The 19,832-nt window shown below is 67.4% G+C and carries 22 protein-coding genes and 1 other RNA gene; 12 read left to right on the top strand and 11 right to left on the bottom strand.

All coding sequences use genetic code 11. The annotated features are described in order from the left end of the window. Positions 1 to 467: 467 nt before the first annotated feature. The 4 genes from SLG_RS16200 to mscL form a co-directional block, all read right to left on the bottom strand. Entirely contained in the window at positions 468 to 830 is a 363-nt protein-coding gene (locus SLG_RS16200) for a tetratricopeptide repeat protein (RefSeq protein ID WP_014077583.1), read from the bottom strand. 384 nt (positions 831 to 1,214) lie between these two features. Then, positions 1,215 to 1,567, bottom strand: a transfer-messenger RNA (tmRNA) gene (gene ssrA, locus SLG_RS20695). A 57-nt stretch (positions 1,568 to 1,624) separates the two neighbouring features. Then, positions 1,625 to 1,879: a hypothetical protein gene (locus SLG_RS16195; RefSeq protein ID WP_014077582.1), complete on the bottom strand. Its 255-nt coding sequence runs from the start codon at positions 1,877 to 1,879 to the stop codon at positions 1,625 to 1,627. A gap of 126 nt (positions 1,880 to 2,005) precedes the next feature. After that, positions 2,006 to 2,440, bottom strand: coding sequence for a large conductance mechanosensitive channel protein MscL (gene mscL / locus SLG_RS16190; protein ID WP_014077581.1), 435 nt, complete (start codon positions 2,438 to 2,440; stop codon positions 2,006 to 2,008). A 136-nt stretch (positions 2,441 to 2,576) separates the two neighbouring features. Here mscL and SLG_RS16185 point away from each other — a divergent pair, with 136 nt between their 5' ends. From SLG_RS16185 to SLG_RS16170, 4 genes are read left to right on the top strand one after another with little or no spacing between them, the layout of a single operon-like run. Continuing rightward, the gene (locus SLG_RS16185) at positions 2,577 to 3,194 is read left to right on the top strand and encodes a LemA family protein (RefSeq protein ID WP_014077580.1); all 618 of its coding nucleotides are present in this window, start codon (positions 2,577 to 2,579) and stop codon (positions 3,192 to 3,194) included. 37 nt (positions 3,195 to 3,231) lie between these two features. Beyond that, a complete protein-coding gene (locus SLG_RS16180; RefSeq protein WP_014077579.1) occupies positions 3,232 to 4,059 on the top strand; it encodes a TPM domain-containing protein in 828 nt (275 codons plus the stop codon). After that, positions 4,059 to 4,742 carry a TPM domain-containing protein gene (locus tag SLG_RS16175; protein WP_014077578.1) on the top strand — a complete coding sequence of 228 codons (684 nt, stop codon included), beginning with the start codon at positions 4,059 to 4,061 and terminating at the stop codon, positions 4,740 to 4,742. Before SLG_RS16180 ends, SLG_RS16175 begins: the two co-directional genes overlap by 1 nt. Positions 4,743 to 4,786: 44 nt before the next feature. Beyond that, positions 4,787 to 5,296 carry an NUDIX hydrolase gene (locus SLG_RS16170; RefSeq protein WP_051003885.1) on the top strand — a complete coding sequence of 170 codons (510 nt, stop codon included), beginning with the start codon at positions 4,787 to 4,789 and terminating at the stop codon, positions 5,294 to 5,296. A 37-nt stretch (positions 5,297 to 5,333) separates the two neighbouring features. Here the strand turns inward: SLG_RS16170 and SLG_RS16165 are convergent, their stop codons facing one another. Then, positions 5,334 to 6,386: an aromatic ring-hydroxylating dioxygenase subunit alpha gene (locus SLG_RS16165; RefSeq protein WP_014077576.1), complete on the bottom strand. Its 1,053-nt coding sequence runs from the start codon at positions 6,384 to 6,386 to the stop codon at positions 5,334 to 5,336. 75 nt (positions 6,387 to 6,461) lie between these two features. Here SLG_RS16165 and SLG_RS16160 point away from each other — a divergent pair, with 75 nt between their 5' ends. Further along, positions 6,462 to 7,031, top strand: a complete 570-nt coding sequence (locus SLG_RS16160; protein WP_014077575.1) for a TetR family transcriptional regulator — start codon at positions 6,462 to 6,464, stop codon at positions 7,029 to 7,031. A 660-nt stretch (positions 7,032 to 7,691) separates the two neighbouring features. Here SLG_RS16160 and SLG_RS16155 read toward each other — a convergent pair. From SLG_RS16155 to SLG_RS16140, 4 genes are all read right to left on the bottom strand, one after another. Further along, positions 7,692 to 8,537, bottom strand: coding sequence for a beta-etherase (locus tag SLG_RS16155; protein WP_014077574.1), 846 nt, complete (start codon positions 8,535 to 8,537; stop codon positions 7,692 to 7,694). Between the two features lie 120 nt (positions 8,538 to 8,657). Beyond that, positions 8,658 to 9,464 (bottom strand): class I mannose-6-phosphate isomerase, encoded by an 807-nt coding sequence (locus SLG_RS16150; RefSeq protein ID WP_014077573.1) that lies wholly within the window; start codon positions 9,462 to 9,464, stop codon positions 8,658 to 8,660. After that, complete coding sequence (locus tag SLG_RS16145; protein WP_014077572.1) at positions 9,461 to 11,128, bottom strand: amidohydrolase; 1,668 nt, start codon at positions 11,126 to 11,128, stop codon at positions 9,461 to 9,463. Before SLG_RS16145 ends, SLG_RS16150 begins: the two co-directional genes overlap by 4 nt. Further along, on the bottom strand, positions 11,125 to 11,994 hold the full coding sequence (locus SLG_RS16140) for an NAD(P)-dependent oxidoreductase (protein ID WP_014077571.1): 870 nt from the start codon (positions 11,992 to 11,994) through the stop codon (positions 11,125 to 11,127). Before SLG_RS16140 ends, SLG_RS16145 begins: the two co-directional genes overlap by 4 nt. A gap of 55 nt (positions 11,995 to 12,049) precedes the next feature. On the opposite strand from SLG_RS16140, the gene SLG_RS16135 reads away from it, so the two are divergent. The 6 genes from SLG_RS16135 (at position 12,050) to SLG_RS16110 (ending at position 17,037) form a co-directional block, all read left to right on the top strand. Then, a complete protein-coding gene (locus tag SLG_RS16135; protein WP_014077570.1) occupies positions 12,050 to 13,309 on the top strand; it encodes a threonine ammonia-lyase in 1,260 nt (419 codons plus the stop codon). 58 nt (positions 13,310 to 13,367) lie between these two features. Then, positions 13,368 to 13,748 (top strand): winged helix-turn-helix domain-containing protein, encoded by a 381-nt coding sequence (locus SLG_RS16130; RefSeq protein WP_014077569.1) that lies wholly within the window; start codon positions 13,368 to 13,370, stop codon positions 13,746 to 13,748. 146 nt (positions 13,749 to 13,894) lie between these two features. Continuing rightward, positions 13,895 to 14,662, top strand: coding sequence for a molybdate ABC transporter substrate-binding protein (gene modA / locus SLG_RS16125; RefSeq protein ID WP_051003884.1), 768 nt, complete (start codon positions 13,895 to 13,897; stop codon positions 14,660 to 14,662). Between the two features lie 85 nt (positions 14,663 to 14,747). After that, positions 14,748 to 15,440, top strand: a complete 693-nt coding sequence (gene modB / locus SLG_RS16120) for a molybdate ABC transporter permease subunit (RefSeq protein ID WP_014077567.1) — start codon at positions 14,748 to 14,750, stop codon at positions 15,438 to 15,440. Continuing rightward, positions 15,430 to 16,086 carry a molybdenum ABC transporter ATP-binding protein gene (locus tag SLG_RS16115; RefSeq protein ID WP_014077566.1) on the top strand — a complete coding sequence of 219 codons (657 nt, stop codon included), beginning with the start codon at positions 15,430 to 15,432 and terminating at the stop codon, positions 16,084 to 16,086. The genes modB and SLG_RS16115 overlap by 11 nt, the downstream gene beginning before the upstream one ends. 171 nt (positions 16,087 to 16,257) lie before the next feature. Continuing rightward, positions 16,258 to 17,037 carry an arginyltransferase gene (locus tag SLG_RS16110; RefSeq protein WP_014077565.1) on the top strand — a complete coding sequence of 260 codons (780 nt, stop codon included), beginning with the start codon at positions 16,258 to 16,260 and terminating at the stop codon, positions 17,035 to 17,037. A 55-nt stretch (positions 17,038 to 17,092) separates the two neighbouring features. Here the strand turns inward: SLG_RS16110 and SLG_RS22265 are convergent, their stop codons facing one another. Beyond that, positions 17,093 to 18,094 (bottom strand): RcnB family protein, encoded by a 1,002-nt coding sequence (locus SLG_RS22265; RefSeq protein WP_014077564.1) that lies wholly within the window; start codon positions 18,092 to 18,094, stop codon positions 17,093 to 17,095. Positions 18,095 to 18,245: 151 nt separating this feature from the next. Then, complete coding sequence (locus SLG_RS16100) at positions 18,246 to 18,734, bottom strand: GAF domain-containing protein (protein ID WP_041392131.1); 489 nt, start codon at positions 18,732 to 18,734, stop codon at positions 18,246 to 18,248. 157 nt (positions 18,735 to 18,891) lie between these two features. On the opposite strand from SLG_RS16100, the gene SLG_RS20555 reads away from it, so the two are divergent. After that, the gene (locus SLG_RS20555; protein ID WP_014077562.1) at positions 18,892 to 19,773 is read left to right on the top strand and encodes a hypothetical protein; all 882 of its coding nucleotides are present in this window, start codon (positions 18,892 to 18,894) and stop codon (positions 19,771 to 19,773) included. Positions 19,774 to 19,832: the final 59 nt, after the last annotated feature.

The following is a 19,832-nucleotide window of genomic DNA, read 5'->3' as shown; positions in this document are numbered from 1 at the left end:
CCTATGCCGCCCGGGTGCGCCCTTCGGCCATTCCGCTCCGGAAGCCGGCAGCCCCGCGCACCCGACGCCGGAAGAAGAAGGCGGACGAGAGATCGTGCAGGCCATCACGGCGCACCATATCCCGTCATGAACGATGTCATCCCGGACCAGCTCCGGGATCCCGCTTCTCCTTCTCTCAAACCGGCCGGCCCCCACAAGAGCAAGGCAGCGGGATCCCGGAGCAAGCCCGGAATAACGAAAGAAAATAGCTGAAAGCGCTCTTCTGGTTCCTTGAACGTCCACGAATTTGTTCGCGCCGCCCAAGCACAGTCTCGGGAGGCAACCTCCCCGGCGCGGCTCCATGCGCCTTCAACGAGCTCCCCGTTTCGCCGTGCCGAGCGCGAGACGGCGAAGGCGGGCACGATCAAATCGTACCCGCCCCGCATGGCTTTTCATGGCGAACCGAAAATGGCCCAGGGCCGATCGCCCTAGCGACGCCCTTCCAGCCGACCCAGCATGGCCGCCGCGATGGCATGGCTGGGATAGCTGTTGCCATTCGCCAGCTCCAGCGGCTCGGACGGCAGTTCCTGGACGCGGGCCAGTGCCGCGCGCGCCTCGACGAAGCGCTCCGTGCGCGCATAGACGGTTGCCATATTCAGGAGCCGGGCGGGATCATTGGCATCGGCGCGGCTCGCCGGCTGCAGGATGCGCTCCGCTTCATCGAGCTGCCCCGAGGTGATGGCGGCGGCGGCATAGCCGCCCGACGCATCATTGGACTGGGCTCCTGCGGCCGATGCAGCCAGGGCCGCGGCTGCGGCGCCTCCGACGATTTTAAGCAGTGTGACGGTCATTGCGATTCCTCTCCGAGAACGAAAACTCGTGAGGGGATTATTTCAGTTTTATGACTCGAGCACAATCGATCGAAAAAAATTTTCTCTGCCGATAAGCCGCTGTATTTAGATTATAAAATGTGAATTTATTGAGCTTGCACAGCATCTGTCATCATAGTGTAACAAACAACATTCCGGCCGCATAAACCCGATTCGCGGCAGCGGCACGGGGCCGGCACGCGGCAGCAGGCAAGCGCCCCACCGCAGTCGCACGGCGCCTTTCGGAACGGGGAGCACAGGGCATGCAGGGTCCGCGACACCGAACGCCGACCAGCGCTCAAGACACAGACGAACCATGAGGAGGAAGGTGGGGAGCTTCTGTTGCCCGGCGCTCCCCGTGCCGCTGGAATCCGATTCTGTTGCCCGGTTCGGTCCAACCGCGTTCTGTTAGGGTAATGTCAGGCCGTGAGGCCCTCAATTACGCTGCAAGAGCAAGTGCTTCGTTGTCGTTGGCACTTATGGGTTTTGAGCCTTTAACGGGTTACTCAGCCCGAGCGAAAGCAACGCTTTTCAACACACGTCGATCCTAGTTCGGCCCCGTCAGGAGCGGCTTGCCGCACGTGCGACAGGCCGTTTCTGGTGGAGCCGCCGGGTACCGCCCCCGGGTCCGCTGCGTCTATTGCACGCTACAATTTATCGCCATAGCCGGTTGAACCGGCGATCCCCGATATAGGGATTATCCGGCCGATGAAAAGGCCCGTCGCGTCTTCCGCGCCGGGCCTTGTTCATCGATCCGCTGGTTTCCAGGTCTTTGTTCAGTGACCGTCGATGGCGTCCGCCTTTTCATCGCCCATGTTGCGAACGGCGTCGGCGCGGTTCTCCAGGGCGTCCACGCGGTTCTCGGCATTGGCTGCGGCCGCGCCGGTCATGTTGTCGCTGGCCTGCTCGAGCTGGTCGGCCTGGTTATCGATCATGTCCGCCTGATTGTCATAGGCTTCTTCGACGTTCTGCGCCTGCTGGGAATCGCAGGCCGCCAATGCCAGGGCCGAGGTCATGGCGGCGATGATCATAAAGGGTTTCACGCGTCAGTCTCCTGTTGTTGCCCGCACGCTGACGGGACGGGAAACAAAAGCGCTCGCCGCGCGTAAGGTTCTTGGTGCAGCGGCGAGGCGCCCTTGTTGCGGGACGAAGCGAGATTACTTCTTCAGTGCGTCGCGAATTTCGGCCAGCAGCTCGATCTCGGTGGGGCCGCTCGGGGCGGCTGCCTCCTCCTTCTTCTCCTCTTCCTTGAGCCGCCCCAGCAGGCGGTTGGCCTGGCGCACGATCAGGAAGATCACGAAGGCCAGGATGAGGAACTTGATGACGGCCGTGACGAAGCTACCATAAGCGAGCACCGCGACATTGGCTTCCTTCATCGCTTCGAGCGTCCGGGGCGTGCCTTCGGGCGCCGTGCCGAGCACGAGGAAGTGGTTGGAGAAGTCGAGACCGCCCAGGATGAGGCCGATCACCGGCATGATGACGTCCTCGGTCAGCGAACTGACGATGGCGCCGAATGCCGCGCCGATGATGACGCCGACCGCCAGATCGAGCACATTGCCGCGCGCGATGAATGCCTTGAATTCGGAGAGCATGGTTTTTCCTCCCAGTTTGGCCGGCACCGTGCCGCCCGCGAAGCGCCTAGAGCTAATCTCGTTGCGAGTGGTCGATCAACCGCCTATTTAGCGTATCACTCTGGCGATACACCGCTCTTGAAGAGGATTGACCGCGATGGCTTCCCGTCACTCTCCCACCCGTCTGCTCCGCGCTTTCGTCGCGCTGCTGCTGCCGCTGGCGCTCGCGGCTTGCGGGATCAATTCCGTGCCGACCGCCGAGGAGAATGCCAAGGCGAAATGGGCGGACGTGCAGGCGGCCTACCAGCGCCGGGCCGATCTCATCCCCAATCTCGTCGCCGTCGCGCGCAATGCCGCCAATATCGAGCAAAGCACGCTGGAAGGCGTGATTCAGGCCCGCGCATCCGCCACGCAGGTCCAGCTCACGCCGGACGATCTGTCCGATCCCGCGAAGGTGGAGGCCTTCCAGTCCGCGCAGGCGAATGTCAGCAGCTCGCTCGGGCGCCTGCTCGTCACTGTCGAGCAATATCCCGAGCTCAAGAGCCAGGCGCGCTTCGCGGATCTCATGACGCAGCTTGAGGGCACCGAGAACCGCATCAACATCACCATCCGCGATTACAACGCGGCCGTGCAGGACTATAACACGCGCATCCGCACTTTCCCGGAGATGATCGGGGCGAAGCTCATCCATGGCGCCAAGCCGCTGACGCCGTTCGAGGCGAAGGCCGGCGCCGACACCGCGCCCGACGTCGGCGCGATGTTCAACGGAAGCTGAGCGCGCCGCCTTGGCGACAAGGCGCCTGCTCGACGCGATGAACGCGCTCCCCCGCCTCTGGCTGGCCATGATGGCCCTGCTGCTGCTGGCGTTGCCCTCCGGGGCGGCGCTGGCGCAGAGCTTCCCGCCGCTCACCGGCCGGGTCGTGGATGCGGCCGGCCTGCTCGATCCGGCGACGGTCGAGGCCATCACGCAGAAATCGGAAGCGCTGGAGCGCACCACCGGCCGGCAACTCGTCGTCGCGACGGTGCCGAGCCTGGAAGGCTATGACATCGCTGATTACGGCTACCGGCTCGGCCGCGCCTGGGGCATCGGCGAGGCGGAGCGCAACAACGGCGTCATCCTGCTCGTCGCCCCCAATGAGCGGCGGCTGCGCATCGAGGTGGGCTACGGGCTGGAGCCGGTGCTGACCGATGCCCTTTCCGGCCGGATCATCCGGGACGTCATCACGCCGCGCTTCAAGGCCGGCGACATGGCCGGCGGCATTCGCGCCGGGGTGGACGAGATCAGCCGCATCATCGAGCTGCCGCCCGAGGAACAGCGCAAGCTGGCCGCGCAGGCCGGCCAGAGCCAGCGCAGCGGCAAGGCGGACGGCATCGGCCCCGCCGTCATCTTCCTGATCTTCATCTTCCTGTTCGTGCTGCTGCCCCTGCTCGGGCGCCTGCGCGGCGGCCGGCGCTATCGTGGCGGCATTCACCCGATCATCATCTGGGGCGCCGAGGCGGCGCTGCGCGAGGCCTTCCGGGATCGTGACGGCGGCGGTGGCGGCTGGGGCGGTGGCGGCGGATGGGGCGGCGGTGGCGGCGGCGGATTCGGCGGCGGGGGCGGCAGCTTCGGCGGCGGCGGCGCGAGCGGAGGCTGGTAATGGGCAAGCGCATATCCATGAGCGAGGCCGATCACCGCATCGTCACCGAGGCGATCGGGCGGGCCGAGCAGCACACCGATGCCGAGATCGTGACGATCGTCGCGCGCCGCTCGGATGCCTATCATGACGTCGGGCTCCACTGGGCCGTGCTGTGCGCCCTGCTCGTCCCGGCCTTCGCGGCGGCTTTCCCGGTCTTCTACGAAACGATGCTCATCCGGCTGCTGGGCGAGTGGACGCATGCCCTGCCCCTGCGCATGCTGCTGCTGTTCCTGCTCGGCGGCATGATCCTCGTCTTCCTGGCCGTGCGCTATCTGCTCGCCATTCCCGCGCTGCGCATGCTGGTGACGCCGGGCGCCACCAAGTCGCGTCGCGTGCGGCGGCGCGCCCTGCTGCTCTTCCGCACTGCCGCCGAGGCGCGCACCGCGCGGCTCACCGGCGTGCTGCTATATCTCTCGCTCGACGAGCACCGCGCCGAGATCGTGGCGGACGAGACCATCGCTGCCGCCGTCTCGCCGGAAGCCTGGGGCGACGCCATGGCCGCGCTGATCGACGAAGTGCGCGAGGGCCGGGTGGCGCAGGGCATGGAGCGGGCGATCGAGAAGGCCGGCGTCATCCTTGCCGCCCATTGTCCCAAGAGCGTGGACAATCCCAATGAACTGCCTGACCGGCTGATCGAGCTGTGAGCGACCTCACGCCCGAGGACGAACTGCGCCAGCCCGTGGAGACCATGTGGGAAGGGCGCTTCATCGCGGCCCGGCGGCGCGGCCGCTGGGAATATGTGAGCCGCGCGCGCGGCATTGGCGCGGCGGTCATCCTCGCCATCGACGAAGCGCCGGACGGCCGCCACGTCATTCTGGTCGATCAGTTCCGCGTGCCTCTCGAGCGGCGCTGCATCGAGCTCCCCGCCGGGCTGGTGGGGGATGAAGGCGCGGACGAATCCCCTGCCCTCGCCGCCATGCGCGAGCTGGAGGAAGAGACGGGCTACCGCGCGGGCCGCATGATCGATCTCGGCCGTTTCTGGAGCTCGCCCGGCATGGTCTCGGAGAGCTTCCGGCTCTTCCGCGCGCTGGACCTGCACCGGGTCGGCGCGGGCGGCGGCGTCCCGGGCGAGGATATTCGCGTCCACCGCGTGCCGCTGGGCGAGCTGGAGCCCTGGCTCGCCGCCCGCCGGGAGGAAGGCTATGCCGTCGACGTGAAGATGCTTCTCCTGCTCGGCGCCGCCATGATCGGCGGCTGAGAAGCGCGAAGGGCCCGCCGCGCCCTTTGCCGGGACTTTACTCCGCGGCCGCCAGCATCTCCGTGCGCTCTTCCCGCGCCAGCTTCTCGACCAGCCGGTTGAACAGCGTCACGCCGCGATCATGCACCGTGGGCATCACTTGCGGCTCCGGCGTCATGTCGATGACCTGCTGCTGGGCTTCGATCATGACCTTGTCCTCGTCGAAGGCCTGCGCGGCAATGCCCATCAGCATATCGCGCAGGGCCGCGTCCCCATGGCTGCGGTGCGGGCCCCAGGAGAAGAAATAGCGCGCCGTCTTCCCCGCCATCGGCGTCACGGCCTGGCTGGTGAAAGTGACGCCGCTCACCGCCCTGTCATAGTCCGGCGTGCCGAAATCGCATTCCCTGGCGGTGCCCAGCGGGAAGACGCCGCCGGTCATGAGCAGCACGCCCGGGATCAGGAAGTCATAGCTCATGAAGCTGTCCATGGGCTCGGGGCTCCTGCGGGATGCCGTCCCGATCGAGTTCTCCGTCCACCGCTCATAGCGGATGCCCCGGTCGAGCGGCGTGATGCGGGCCGGGGTCTCGGCGAATTGCGGGCCGGACCCGAAGCTGTTGGCGTGGACGAAGGTCAGATGGCTGAAGTCGAGCAGATTGTCGTTGATCAGCCGGGCTTCGGCCGCATAGTCGAGCTGGCCATGGCCGAGGATATAGTCCGGATGGTCCAGTCCCACGGCCGGCGGGATGAGGCTTTCGTCGGCCCGCGCGGGGTCGCCCATCCAGACCCACAGCCAGCTATGCCGCGCGACCACCGGATAATGCCTGACGCGGGCCTGCGGCGGGATCCGGTCCTGCCCCGGCATCTCGACCACGCGGCCGTCCGGGTCGAACAGCAGCCCATGATACATGCACCGCAGCCGCTCGCCTTCGCAGCGACCGAGCGAGAGCGGCGCCAGCCGGTGCACGCAGCGATCCTCCAGCGCATGGATCGCGCCGGAGGCGGTCCGCCAGATCACGATCCGCTCCCCCAGGATGGTGATCGCGAACGGCGTGTCCGCCTTCAGATCCTGCGCCCAGCCGGCCACATACCAGGCATTGCGAACATAGGTCATGATCCTGCTCTCCGGTCGTCCTTCTCCATGCCGCCAATGTTGACTTAACACTGTTAAGGAGTCAAGGCTTGCGCCATGGCCCATCGTCCTTTGCCCAGCCTCACGCGTGACCAGATCGTGGCCGAGGCCTTCCGCCTGCTGCAGGAGGAGGGGCTGGAGAGCCTCAGCATGCGCCGTCTCGCGGCCCGGCTGGATGTGCAGGCGCCGGCGCTCTACTGGCATGTCGCGGACAAGGCCGAGCTGCTCGGCCTGATGGCGGGCGCCATTTATGGCGCCGCTTATGCCGGCGCGGGTGCGGCGCGGGACTGGCGCGAATGGCTCGGGCAATTCGGCCGCGCGCTCCATGCCAGCCTCGCCTCGCATCGCGACGGCGCCAGATTATGCGCGATCGCCCGTCCCACGGCCCCCGCCGATCCCGACGCACAGGCCGGCAGGATCGCCGCGCCACTCACCGCGCTGGGGCTCGACGTCAAGCAGGCCCTCGCCCATCAGGCCGTGGTCATTTCCTTCACGCTGGGCTGGACCACTTTCGAGACGAACGGCCCGATGCGCGATTTCCTGCGCCAGATCATGGACTTCGATTCCACCTTCACCATCGGCCTGGACGCGCTGGTAAGCGGCCTCGACCATCCGGCGACATCATAGGGCTGATCGACATTCAGCCTCTGGAGCGCGTTGCCTCCCTGGACGACCTCAGAAAGAGTGCCCGTTCAACGGAAGAAATGAATATCGATCAGCCCTCGGGTTGCGTGGACTGATTCGCGGACTCGGAGCGAGCCAGAAGCGCGCTCTTTTTAGGCGGCATGGACAAATTCGAGCGGGCTGTTTGATGTCGGTTCGGGGGCCTTTCGTCCTGAAGAAGACTTTCCGGACACGACGACATTGCGGACGTCATCTTCCCCTTAAATCGTCATTCCCGCGCACGCGGGAATCCAGCTGAGACATCGCGTACGAGCGCCGGGGTGTAACTGGATTCCCGCGTGCGCGGGAATGACGAAAAGTGGGAATGTCCGCTCGCCACAACCTTTAAGCCATCGCCCCTACGAGCCGTGGGTCCTGAAAGCGGACATTCGCAGTTTTCCGCGACCTCTTCGGTGTTACAACCGAAACTACTTGCTCGGAATTCGTCCACACCGTCAGGTATCTTCAACAAGAATTCCCGGTGGGCCGCTCATCGAGCGTCCGGCAAGTGTCGGCCGTCCGCCTCACACGCGAGCGCGCTGGCCCATGCAGGTTCCGCGCGATGCCAGGGCATGAGGGCCGCGAGCAGCCGATCATGCCCTGTCCTGAAGTGCCCGCGGCCTGTCAGGCGGCCGGCGCCTTCTCGCCCTTGAGGCGCGCGGTCTCGGCGGCGGTCGACTTGGGGCCGGTGTTGCGCGTGGCGAGGCCGCCCACGGCGCCGCCCTTGATGAAGGGCTCGGGATCGCCCTCGCGCAGTTGCAGGCCGAAGATGGGCGAGAGGCCGGGATGCCGGCCCAGCCCGCCGTAGAGATCGAAGCCGCGCTCGATCCAGTCGCGCAGCGGGTCGTCATCGGTCAGGACCGGCGTGTCGGCGACCGAGGCGGTGAACAGGAACACGGCGAGCAGGCGGAAGTCCGCATAATTGGGCGTGTCGCCACCCAGCCACTTGTTCTCCGCCAGCACGTTGCGCAGCAGCTGCAGCGTCGGCGGCACTTTGGGAATGCGGTCCTCGCGGCCCACGATGATGTCCTCGATCTTGCGACCGAACATACGCTCGCGCGAGGTGGTCACATACTCATGATCCTGCGGCAGCGAGCGGTCCCGATACTGCTTGATGAAGCAGGTCATCCACGGGCTGATGGCGGCGCCCCACAGCCAAGCTTCCATGCCTTGCGTGAGCGCCTTGACGCTGGCGTGCGGGATGAGGGTCGGCCGCTCGGGATAGGTCTCGTCGAGATACTCGGCGATCAGCCAGCTATCGAGCACCCATTTCCCGTCATCGACGATCGCCGGGAGGCGCTCGGTCACACCGCCGGTCCGCTCGGGAATGCCGGAAAAGCCGCCGGGCACGATGTCCAGCTCGAAGCCCTTGTGCGCGATGGCATATTTGGTCGCCCATACGAATGGGCTGATCGTCGCACCGCTCGCCAGCGCCAGATCGTAGATGGTGATCTTGTTGTCTTTTGCCATTTTCGAGACTCTCCCTCCTTAGGCTTCGTCCCCGAGGCATAAGCGCAACCGGCGGTCAGTGCTAGTTGATTTTGGCCATTCGTTCCCGGATCGTTGATAATGTCTGGAAACGAGCGGCGCTCAGAGACCGGCGATCAGCGTCCGCGCGGTGTCGACGACGTCCAGCCGGGCCTCGCCTTCGATGAGCCAGCACTGCCCGCCTTCCCAAGGTTTCCCGTCGAGGGTGCCGCTGCCCGAGAGCGGAATGAACCAGCACGGCCCATCGCCGCCGATGTCGCGCGCGCCGGGCGGGAGCGTCTCGAGCGCGAGCCGGAAAGGCGCTTCGTCGCGCTCCAGCAGGCTGGCCTGCGCCATCGCCTCGATGTTCACGGGCGCGCGGGCATAGGGTTCGGCCACGCTGACCGCGATCCCGTCCTCCAGGTGCAGTTCGCGCGGGCGGCCATAATCATAGAGGCGGTAAGTGACGTCCACATTCTGCTGGACCTCGACCAGCGTCACGCCGGCGCCGATGGCGTGGACGGTGCCCGCCGGAATATAGAAGAAGTCGCCCGGCTTCACCGGCTTCCAGTCCATCAGCTGCTCGATCCGCCCGTCGAGCGAGGCGTCGCGCAGCGTCTCGTCGTCGAGCTTCATGCGCGTGCCCATGCCGAGCGTCGCGCCCGGCTCGGCATCGAGGATCAGCCAGCATTCGCTCTTGCCGCCCGCCAGACCCCGCGCGCGCCCCTGCGCATCGTCAGGGTGCACCTGCACGGAGAGCTTCTCGCTGGTGAAGATATATTTGACGAGCAGGGGCGGGTGGCGCCCCTCCGGCCCGTCGAACCACACCTCGCCGATGCGGCGCCCGCCGCCATCGGGGAAGATGTCCGGCAGCGTGGTCCGGCCCCAGGGCTTCTCGACATATTTGGTCGTCAGCTCGACAGCGCTCATGGCTCGTCGTCCTTCATGATCGTGCGCTGCCCGCCAATCCATACTTCGACGATCCGTGTGGCGGGCAGGTCGCGCGGTGCCGCCAGTTCGACATCGCGGTCGAGGATGATGAAGTCCGCCCGCTGGCCCGGCGCGAGATTGCCGAAACGCTGCTCGGCGAACCCGGCATAGGCCGCGCCCCAGCCATAAGCGCGCAGGGCCTGCGCGAACGAGAGGCGCTGCTCGGGCATCCATCCGCCCGGCGGCTGGCCGTTGCCATCGACGCGGGTGAGCGCGGCGCGCAGGCCGATGAACGGATCGGCCGGCTCGACCGGCACGTCCGAGCCGAAGGCGAGCGGCACCTTGTTGTCCAGCATGGCTTTCCAGGCATAGGCGCCGCCGAGCCTCTCCTGCCCCATGCGCGCGATGGCCATCGACCAGTCGGACGTGGCGTGCTGCGGCTGCATGGACGCGATGGCGCCATGCTGCGCGAAGCGGGGCAGGTCGGCGGGGTCGACGATCTGGGCATGCTCGATGCGCCAGCGCCGGTCGCCCTTGTACGTGAAGCTCAGCTCGTCGATCGCATCGAGCAGCTCGGCATTGGCCTTGTCGCCGATGGCGTGGACCGCGAGCTGGAAGCCGTCCATTGCGGCGCGGCTCATCTGGTTGCGAAGCTGGGTCGATGTCAGCATCGGCAGGCCGCTTTCTCGTGGTGCATCGGCATAAGGCGCCTTGAGCGCCGCGCCGCGCGAGCCGAGCGCACCGTCGATCATCAGCTTGACGCCGCCCAGTCGCAGCCGGTCGTCATAGAGCCAGGGCGTGGGGCCGGGGCCGGCGATCAACGTCGCCTGATCCATGCCACGCGCATAGCCCATGATGCGGATGCGCAGCGCGCCCCGGTCGCCTGCCCGGCGATAGGCCTGCCAGGCCTCTATGGTGGTGCCCATGTCGGCGATGGCGGTCACGCCGCGCGCGAGCAGCGCGTCCTGCGCCTTGATTAGCGCCGCGTCATAATCCTTGGGCTGCGGCGCCGGGACCACCGCCTGCATCAGCGCCATCGCCTTGTCGACCAGCACGCCGCTTGGCTTGCCGGCCGCCATCTCGATCCGCCCGCCGGACGGCGCCTTCGTGGTGGCGGTGATCTTCGCGGCGGTGAGCGCGGCCGTGTTGGCCCAGCCGGCATGGCCGTCCACGCGCTCCAGCCAGATCGGCCGGCCTTCCGCCAGCCCGTCGAGATCGGCAGCGGTGGGGAAACGGCCGAGGCCCCAGACTTCCTGGTTCCAGCCAAAGCCCAGGATCCACGGGCGCGAGGGATTCTCGGCGGCGAAGGCAGCGATCTTCGCTTTCGCTTCCTCCAGCGACTTGGTGTCGCTGAGGTCGAGGTTGAGGCGCGTGAAGCCGAGATCCATCACATGGCCATGCGCATCGATCATGCCCGGGATGAGCGTGCGCCCCTTGCCGTCATAGCGGAAGTCCGGCCGCTCGGGGCGCTTCTCGCCGCGTGCCAGCCGCTTCTCCACGCGGCCCTCGCTGTCGATGAGGAGGCCGGTAAAATGGACGAGGTCGCCCGTCTCGTCGATGGTGATGCCGTTCACATTGTCGATGAGGCCGCTCGCCTGAAGCGTGACGGGGGTACAGGCGGCGAGCAGGGCGGCAATCAGGGGCCGGACGCGGAACCGGATCATGGCTTGCGCAGGCGCCTCACCAATGCGCTCGTATCCTGCCGTCCTCCACCCATCGCTACCACTTCCGCATAATATTGATCCACCAGCGCCGTCACCGGCAGCGTCGCGCCGATGGCCTTCGCCTCGTCCAGCGCGAGGCCGAGATCCTTGCGCATCCATTCGATCGCGAAGCCGAAGTCGAACCGGTCCTCGGCCATGCTCTGCCAGCGATTGTCCAGCTGCCAGCTCTGCGCCGCCCCGCCCGAGATCGCTTCGTGCACCCGGGCAAGATCGAGCTTGGATGCCTGGGCGAAGCGCAGCGCTTCCGAGATGCCCTCCAGCACCCCGGCGATGCAGATCTGGTTGACCATCTTGGTGGTCTGCCCGGCGCCCGCCTCTCCACAATGCACGACGCGCGCGGCATAGCTCTGCATGACGATCCGCGCGGCTTCCACCGCCGGCGCGCTGCCGCCGCACATCACGGAGAGCGTGCCCGCCTCCGCGCCGGACTGGCCGCCCGAGACCGGCGCGTCGACGAAGTGCAGGCCGCGACTGTCCGCTTCGAGCGCGAGTTGCCGCGTTATCCGCGCCGAAACGGTTGTGTGATCGACATAGAGGCCGCCCGAGCGCAGCGTACGGAACGCGCCGTCGCGGCCGATGGTCACGGCGGCGAGGTCGTCGTCCGTGCCCACGCAGCTGATCACGATGTCGGCTTCTTCCGCTGCCTGCGCCGGGCTGATCGCCGCGATGCCGCCATAACGGTCCACCCATGCCTGGGTCTTGCCCATCGATCGATTGAATACGGAGAGCTCATGTCCCGCTCTGGCAAGATGCCCTGCCATCGGCGCGCCCATCACCCCCAGCCCGATAAACGCGATTTTTGCCATAAGGCGGGCATAGAGCCTGTTTTCAGGAAGCGCCAGATGGGATAGGGCGCCCGCCATGAACAGGATCGAGACGATAGAGCCCTTGCCGGCCGGCGCGCAGGCGCTGCCGGTGACCATTGCCGATGTCCGCGCGGCGCGGGAGCGGATTGGTGGCTCGATCGTGCGCACGCCCACGCTGGTCAGCAAGACGCTGTCCAGCCTCACCGGCGCGACGGTCTATCTCAAGTTCGAGAATCATCAGTTCACCGCCGCCTACAAGGAGCGCGGCGCGCTCAACCGGCTGCTGCTGCTCGACGACACGGCGCGGGCCAAGGGCGTGATCGCCGCCTCGGCCGGCAATCATGCGCAGGGCCTTGCCTATCATGGCGCGCGGCTCGGCGTGCCGGTCACGATCGTCATGCCCCAGACCACGCCGCTGGTGAAGGTGATGCAGACGGAAGGCCATGGCGCCACGGTCGTCCTGTTCGGCGAGACCTTCGACGAAGCCAATGCCCATGCCCGCGAGCTGGAAACAGAGCGCGGCCTCACCTTCGTGCATCCCTTCGACGAGCCGGACATCATTGCCGGCCAGGGCACGGTCGCGCTCGAGCTTCTGGAGGACGCGCCGGACGTCGACACGCTCGTCATCCCCATCGGCGGCGGCGGCCTCTTCTCCGGCATGGGCACGGCCGCGCGCGCGCTCAAGCCGGGTATCGAGCTGATCGGCGTCCAGGCCGAGCTCTATCCCTCCATGTATGATTTCGTGAAGCATGTCGCCTTGCCGACCGGCGGCGACACGCTGGCGGAGGGCATTGCGGTCAAGGAGCCGGGCAAGCTCACCCGGCGCTTCGTCGAGGCTCTGGCCAACGATGTCGTACTGGTGAGCGAGCGGGCGCTGGAACAGGCGGTCAGCCTGCTCCTGCAGATCGAGAAGACCGTGGTCGAGGGCGCGGGCGCGGCCGGCCTCGCGGCGCTGATCGAGCACAAGGCCATGTTCGCGGGACGGACCGTCGGGCTGGTGCTTTGCGGGGGCAATATCGATACGCGCCTGCTCGCCAACGTGCTGCTGCGCGATCTGGCGCGCTCCGGGCGGCTCGCGCGCCTGCGCATCCGCCTGCAGGATCGGCCGGGCGCGCTCTACCATGTCTCGCGCATCTTCCACGAGCAGCAGGTCAACATCATCGAGGTCTATCACCAGCGCGTGTTCACCTCGCTCCCGGCCAAGGGCCTCATCACCGATATCGAATGCGAGACGCGCGACGAGGCGCATCTGCGCCGGCTCATCGCGGCGCTGGTCGATGGCGGCTATGAAGTCACGCCGGTCGAACTTGCCTGAACGACCTGCCGCGCGAACAGGCTTTCCGCGCGTGGCGAAAAGCCTCTAGGATCGCGGCATGACCGCGCCAGGCACATTCAAGCTCAAGATCCAGCTTTATTGCGGGGACGAGATCGCAATGGGCCCCGGCAAGGCGGACCTGCTCGATGCCATTGATGCCCATGGCTCCATTTCAGGCGCCGCACGCGCCATGGACATGAGCTATCGCCGCGCATGGCTGCTGGTCGATGCCATGAATCGCTGCTGGCGCGAGCCGCTGGTGGAAACCTCGCCCGGCAGTGCCCATGGCGGCGGCGCACGCGTGACGCCGTTCGGCACGTCGGTGCTCGCGCATTATCGGGCCCTGCAGGCCCGGCTCGACAGCGCATCCCGCTGCCCGGACCATGCCGCGCTCGAAGCCGCGATGCTGCCGGCGCCCCGCGTGACGCAGAAGGGCTGAGCGGCCGGGGTAGGGGGGCGTCCATCCTTCGTGACCTCGGGTGTCGGGTCGTTCGTTGCGTGACTCGCAATTGCCCTGCCTCTTCATTGCTGTATACGCTGAACTATAGCTGATCGAGCCGCTCACCGGGGATCCTGCCTTTGAAGATCCGTTCGTTTTTCTGCCTGCTGCTGTTCGCCTCGGTCTTGCTGTCCGGTGCCGCGCAGGCACAGGCGCAGCGGCGTGGGCCTCTGGTCCTTGCCGCCGCCAGCCTGCAGGAAGCGATGAACGATGCGGCGCGGGCCTGGGCAGCGCGGCGTCATGCCGCGCCGGTGCTGTCTTTCGCCGCATCGCCTGCGCTGGCGCGTCAGATCGAGGCGGGTGCACCCGCCGATCTCTTCGTGTCGGCCGATGAGGCATGGATGGACCATGTCGCGGGCAAGGGTCTGCTCCGGCCGGGCTCGCGCGCGGATTTCCTCACCAACCGGCTGGTGCTGGTCGCCCCGGCGCGCAGTGCCGTGGCGCTGCGGATCGCCCGTGGGTTTCCGCTCGCCCGGGCGCTCGGCAAGGGGCGCCTTGCCATGGCCGATCCCGACGCCGTTCCCGCCGGCAAATATGGCAAGGCCGCGCTTGCCGCGCTCGGCGTCTGGCGCAGCGTGGAAGCCCGCGTGGCGCGCGCCGAGAATGTCCGCGCTGCTCTCGCGCTGGTGGAGCGTGGCGCGGCCCCTTTAGGTGTCGTCTATGAAACCGACGCGCGCGCGTCTTCCGGCGTGCGGATCGTGGGCGTGTTCCCGTCCGGGACGCATCCGCCGATCGTCTATCCGCTGGCGATCCTGCGTGGCTCCAGACATCCGGAAGTCGAGGATTTCCGCCGTTTTCTGCTGTCGCGCGAAGGCAAGGCCATCTTTGCCCGGCGGGGATTTCCGGTCCGATGAGGGCGATGGCACTGGCCTGGCCAAGGGTAGGACAGCGCACGCTGCACCGTCCGTTTTATGTGTCCTATTATGTCCGGTCCGCTTTGTGACGGGCGAGGAATGGGAGATCATCCTGCTCTCGCTGCGGGTCAGCATCGTCGCGGTGCTCGCGACGATGCCGCTCGCGTTCGGCTTTGCCTGGCTGCTCGCGCGCGGGCGCTTCCCCGGCAAGCTGCTGCTCGATGCGCTGGTGCATCTGCCGCTCGTGCTGCCGCCGGTCGTGACCGGCTGGCTGTTGCTGATCGCCTTCGGTGCCAACGGTCCGGCGGGGCGGTGGATGGCCGACTGGTTCGGCGTCAGCTTCATGTTCCGCTGGACCGGCGCGGCGCTGGCGGCGGCGGTCATGGCGCTGCCGCTCATGGTCCGCGCGATGCGCCTCTCGATCGAGGCCGTGGACCGGCGGCTCGAGGGGGCGGCGCGCACGCTGGGCGCTTCGCCCGTGCGCGTGTTCTTCTCCATCACGCTCCCGCTCGCCGCGCCGGGCTTGCTGGCCGGCGCCGTGCTCGGCTTCGCGCGATCGATCGGCGAGTTTGGCGCGACGATCACCTTCGTATCCAACATTCCCGGCGAGACGCGGACGATCCCCATCGCCATCTACAGTGCCTTGCAGATTCCCGGCAACGAAGCCGCGGTGACGCGCCTTGCCGCCATCGCGGTGCTGCTGTCGCTCGGCGCGCTGGTCCTTTCGGAAGTGCTGGCCCGCCGCATGGGGCAGGGGAAGGGCGGCCATGTCCTTTGAGATCGATGTCGAGCGTCGGCTCGGCGATACGCGCATAAGCCTGCGCGCACCGGAGGAAAACACGGAGAGTGCCGGCCAGTCGGGCGGGGGTGGCCTGACCGCCCTGTTCGGCCCCTCGGGCGCCGGCAAGACCTCCGTGCTCAACATGGTGGCCGGGCTGCTGCGACCGGACCGGGGACGCATCGCGGTGGCGGGGCAGGTGCTCTTCGACAGTGCGTCCGGCATCGATCTCCCCCCCGAGCGGCGCCGGGCCGGCTATGTCTTTCAGGATGGCCGGCTGTTCCCGCATCGCCGGGTGCGCGACAATCTCCTTTACGGATGGCGGCTGGCCCCACCGGCCGAGCGCTGGATCGGCATTGAGCAGACGGTCGAGTTCCTCGGCATCGACCATCTGATGCATCGCTGGCCGCGCACGCTGTCCGGCGGGGAGGCACAGCGAGTCGCCATCGGCCGGGCCCTGCTCAGCGGGCCGCGCTTCCTGCTCATGGACGAGCCGCTGTCCTCGCTCGACGCGGCGCGCCGGGAAGAGATACTGCGCGTCATCGAGCGGGTGCGCGACGAGCTTGGCTTGCCGATCCTTTACGTCAGTCACGATTCGGGCGAGGTGGCGCGTCTGGCTTGCGCCATCATCCCGCTGGGCGGCTGAGGGGCGGAAGTGCGGCAAAATCCCTTGCATGCCCACGCGGATTTCGATGCCCGAGGGGCAACCTGATGACGGTTCCGGCCAGGAGACGGAGTAAATGGTCTTTTCACGATGCCGCTATATGGGCATAGTCTTTCCAGTTGAGTCATCGGCCCATTGCCGCAGGGAGACGATGTGAGCGCAGCGTTCCGGTTTCCGCGTTTCTTCATGACGAATGCCGGTCCCTGCCCCTATCTTCCGGGGAGGACCGAACGCAAAGTCTTCACCGAGCTTGCCGGCGAGCATGCCTCGGAACTGAACGATGCGCTCGGTCGCATCGGCTTTCGCCGCAGCCAGAACGTCGCTTATCGGCCGAGTTGCACGGACTGCAATGCCTGCGTGTCGGTGCGCATCGTCGCCGACGAATTCCGCCTGAACGCGACGCAGCGCCGCCTCGTGCGCCGCAACAGTGATCTGGTGGTGCGGGCCTGCAAGCCCTGGTCCACCGACGAGCAGTTCGCGCTGCTGCAGCGTTATCTGTCAGCACGTCACCCCAATGGCGGCATGACCGAGATGGACGAGATCGACTTTGCCGACATGGTCGAGCAGACGCCGGTCGAGACCTATGTCGTGGAATATCGTGAGCCGGCGAACAGCGAGGATGGCCGTCCCGGACGGCTCATCGGCGCCTGCCTGACGGACAAGCAGGGCGATGGTCTCTCTATGATCTACAGCTTCTTCGATCCGGACCATGCGGATCGGCCGGGGCTTGGCAGCTTCATCATCGTCGACCATATCCTGCGCGCCCAGCGTGCCGGCCTGCCCTATGTCTATCTGGGCTATTGGGTCGAGAATTCGGACCGGATGAACTACAAGGTCCGCTATCAGCCGATCGAGCGGCTCGGCCGCGCCGGCTGGGAACGGTTCGAGCCGTCGTTGATCCCCGGAGCGGACAAGAAGCTCGTTCAGAGCTGAGCCTCCGGCCAAATCTGCGCATTGCTATGACTTACCCCTGTCGGGGCATGCGGGCTCAGGGCGGCGAGCCGCCGGGATCGATCGTGATGGTGGTGATGGTCGCCCCCGGATAATAATATCCATCGGCATAATAGCCGGGCAGTTGCCGGGTGTGAACGCGCGGCGTCGACGGCGAAGCAACGCCACCCTGCCGGGAGACGGTATATTCCGGCCCGCCCGTCATGGCCCAGTGCGGCGCCCGGTGCAGCGGTGCGGGGGCGTGCCTCTCGTCATATGCGGCGCGGGCGAGCAGGAAGGCGTCATAATCGGCATAGCCTGCCTTGCGCGCCAGCGTGTCGAGCTTGCGACGCTGGCGAGCTTCCTCGCGCAGGAGCTTTTGCTCCGCCGCCGAGAGGCTTCCCCGGGCCGGGGCGTACGCCATGTCTCCGCGCGGCCCCGCCGATGCATCGGCGACCACCGCACCGGTGATCGCGCCCAGCCCGGCGCCGAGGATGGCGCCGCCGGTGCGGTTGCCCGGCCCGGCAACGGCGCTGCCGATGAGGCCGCCAGCGACTCCGCCGATCGCTGCGCCGGCAACCGCGCGGCCGGCATCGTCCCGGCGCATTTCCTCCGGCGCAGCGTCATACCGATAATCGGCATCGCTGTAGCCCCCGGGGCGGTCCCAGTCATAGCCGATGCGGGAGTCATGGACGCTGCCATAGGTGTCGGTGAGCACGGCATCGTCGTAGTAGCGCGACCAGCCATAGCCCGGCGGCGGCTGCGGGAGACCGTATCGCTCGGGCTCGGCGATGTGATAGCCGGGCTGCAGCCAGTAGCCGGGCAGGATGAAGCCGTTGACGGGCGTGCGATAGGCCGACCAGCCGCCCGGCGCTTCATGTCCCGCCCACCAGCGCCCCTCGACCGTCCGGTTCCAGTCGGCATGATGCGGCATGGTGGGGCCGCCCGGGGAAGAGGTGACCGTCGGAGCGGGATGCGACCCCGCAGGCTGCGCCAGCGACGGCGTCGCAGGCAGGCACGCCGCACTCGCCATCAGGCCGATGATATGATGGATCCGCATGGCGCCGCCTTCCGCTTCCTCGCGGCTTCGCTTCCCTTCGCGAACCGCTGGTCATGTGCGGAATTAGCAGCCGTGCATGGCTCTTTCCATGCCGCTCGTCCCGGCACCTGTCCCGATCTGGTTCGGGCCGGGCGGCGCGATCGGCAAGGCCTCAGCCGACAAGTGCCGACGAGATGGCCGCGCAGAGCGCTTCCAGTCCCTCTGCATCGGCCTGATCGAAGCGGGCGGGCAGGGGGCTGTCGAGGTCCAGCACGCCGATGAGCCGCTCGCCATGGAGGACGGGCACGACGATCTCCGAAGCGGAGGCGGCATCGCAGGCGATATGGCCGGGAAAGGCATGGACATCCTCGACCCGCTGCGTCCGGCGGGTTGCCGCCGCCGTGCCGCACACCCCCTTGCCCAGCGGGATGCGGATGCAGGCCGCCTTGCCCTGGAAGGGGCCGAGAACCAGCTCATCGCCGATCAGCCGGTAGAAGCCTGCCCAGTTGAGGTCCGGAAGGAATTGCCAGACCAGCGCTGCCACATTGGCCATGTTGGCGATGGGATCGGGTTCGCCCTCCACGATGGCCCGGGCGGCCAGGACGAGGTCGGCATAGAGCGCGGGCTTGTCGGCGGAGGCCGTCGGGGCAAAGTCGTACATGGCGTGCATGTAGGCCGTTGGACGCCCGCTCGCCAGCCTGTTTGACAGGGGAGATGCGATAGCCGGAAACCGCCCGCCCCGCAGCTGTTCGCGCTTGCAGTTCGGCCTTTCCGGGGTCATCAGCAGCGGCTGAGGCATTGCGACGACAGGGAGCGCCATGGGTCCGGCAAGCGAAGGCGACATCGGCAGGGGCGAGGCGACCGGCGCGCTGGCGCGGGAAGTCGGACGGCGCGGCGTCGAGCGGCTGGGCGAAGGGCTTACCCGGCTGATCGGCGAGGCATCGGCGCTGTATCGCTGGCTCCTCACGATGCTCGTGGCGCTGAATGCCGGTGCCATCTGGCTGTGCCTGGCGGGTCTGGTGCCGGATGCGCCGGTCGGCCGCCCCATGCTTCTCGCGCTCTTCTTCGGCGGCGTCATGGCGGCGCTGCTTGCCGCGATCGCGGGGCTGGCGCTGATGATCCCGGTGACGCGGTCGATCCGTCTCGCCATGGCCCATTGGGCAGAGGTTGCCGCCACGGGCGCACCATCGGAGGAAAGCCTGTCATCGGCGCAGCTGGTTCGGCGCATGGGCGTGCTGTGGCTGGCCGTGACGTCGTTTCTCGCCCTCTTCTCGCTTGCCCTGTTCCTGACAGGAGCGGGGCATGTCGCCGACGGCCTGTCTCCTGCCGGCGTCGCGGTGACCATTCCCGAGCCGGCGCCTGTCGAGGCGGAGGCGGACCTGCCGCAGCCGGACAATGCCGCACCCGCCGCAGAGCCGCAGCCAGCGGCGGCCACGCCTTCAGCCCGCGCGACGGGCGCGCCGCCCCCGCAGCGTCAGCGCAGCGAACCCGCGCGACGCTCCGCTGCCGAACCGGTCACGCCGCCGAAGCCCAAGCCTCAGCCCCGGCCTAGCCCCAGCCCCAGCCCCAGCCGTTCGTCCGCTCCCAAGCCGGTCCAGCCCGCCCCGGCTCCCGCGCCATCCGCCTCACCGCCATCCGAGAGCCGCCCATCCCCGTTACCGAGCCCGGCCGCGCCGCAAGCCAGCCCTTCGCCGTTCTGAGGGGCGCGGCAGGCCATTTCCTTGGGCTCGCCATCGGCCGGTTCCAGGTGGTCTATTCA

This window comes from Sphingobium sp. SYK-6 (assembly GCF_000283515.1).
Lineage (GTDB): Bacteria > Pseudomonadota > Alphaproteobacteria > Sphingomonadales > Sphingomonadaceae > Sphingobium > Sphingobium lignivorans.
The sequence above is the reverse complement of the archived record's forward strand: the minus strand, read 5'-3'. Positions and strand labels throughout refer to the sequence as shown.

What these genes read in the sequence shown, in the direction of transcription:
- SLG_RS16200 (WP_014077583.1), bottom strand. Translation starts at nt 830, where the DNA reads ATGACCGTCACACTGCTTAAAATCGTCGGAGGCGCCGCAGCCGCGGCC.
- SLG_RS16195 (WP_014077582.1), bottom strand. Translation starts at nt 1,879, where the DNA reads ATGATCATCGCCGCCATGACCTCGGCCCTGGCATTGGCGGCCTGCGAT.
- mscL (WP_014077581.1), bottom strand. Translation starts at nt 2,440, where the DNA reads ATGCTCTCCGAATTCAAGGCATTCATCGCGCGCGGCAATGTGCTCGAT.
- SLG_RS16185 (WP_014077580.1), top strand. Translation starts at nt 2,577, where the DNA reads ATGGCTTCCCGTCACTCTCCCACCCGTCTGCTCCGCGCTTTCGTCGCG.
- SLG_RS16180 (WP_014077579.1), top strand. Translation starts at nt 3,232, where the DNA reads ATGAACGCGCTCCCCCGCCTCTGGCTGGCCATGATGGCCCTGCTGCTG.
- SLG_RS16175 (WP_014077578.1), top strand. Translation starts at nt 4,059, where the DNA reads ATGGGCAAGCGCATATCCATGAGCGAGGCCGATCACCGCATCGTCACC.
- SLG_RS16170 (WP_051003885.1), top strand. Translation starts at nt 4,787, where the DNA reads ATGTGGGAAGGGCGCTTCATCGCGGCCCGGCGGCGCGGCCGCTGGGAA.
- SLG_RS16165 (WP_014077576.1), bottom strand. Translation starts at nt 6,386, where the DNA reads ATGACCTATGTTCGCAATGCCTGGTATGTGGCCGGCTGGGCGCAGGAT.
- SLG_RS16160 (WP_014077575.1), top strand. Translation starts at nt 6,462, where the DNA reads ATGGCCCATCGTCCTTTGCCCAGCCTCACGCGTGACCAGATCGTGGCC.
- SLG_RS16155 (WP_014077574.1), bottom strand. Translation starts at nt 8,537, where the DNA reads ATGGCAAAAGACAACAAGATCACCATCTACGATCTGGCGCTGGCGAGC.
- SLG_RS16150 (WP_014077573.1), bottom strand. Translation starts at nt 9,464, where the DNA reads ATGAGCGCTGTCGAGCTGACGACCAAATATGTCGAGAAGCCCTGGGGC.
- SLG_RS16145 (WP_014077572.1), bottom strand. Translation starts at nt 11,128, where the DNA reads ATGATCCGGTTCCGCGTCCGGCCCCTGATTGCCGCCCTGCTCGCCGCC.
- SLG_RS16140 (WP_014077571.1), bottom strand. Translation starts at nt 11,994, where the DNA reads ATGGCAAAAATCGCGTTTATCGGGCTGGGGGTGATGGGCGCGCCGATG.
- SLG_RS16135 (WP_014077570.1), top strand. Translation starts at nt 12,050, where the DNA reads ATGAACAGGATCGAGACGATAGAGCCCTTGCCGGCCGGCGCGCAGGCG.
- SLG_RS16130 (WP_014077569.1), top strand. Translation starts at nt 13,368, where the DNA reads ATGACCGCGCCAGGCACATTCAAGCTCAAGATCCAGCTTTATTGCGGG.
- SLG_RS16115 (WP_014077566.1), top strand. Translation starts at nt 15,430, where the DNA reads ATGTCCTTTGAGATCGATGTCGAGCGTCGGCTCGGCGATACGCGCATA.
- SLG_RS22265 (WP_014077564.1), bottom strand. Translation starts at nt 18,094, where the DNA reads ATGCGGATCCATCATATCATCGGCCTGATGGCGAGTGCGGCGTGCCTG.
- SLG_RS16100 (WP_041392131.1), bottom strand. Translation starts at nt 18,734, where the DNA reads ATGTACGACTTTGCCCCGACGGCCTCCGCCGACAAGCCCGCGCTCTAT.
- SLG_RS20555 (WP_014077562.1), top strand. Translation starts at nt 18,892, where the DNA reads ATGGGTCCGGCAAGCGAAGGCGACATCGGCAGGGGCGAGGCGACCGGC.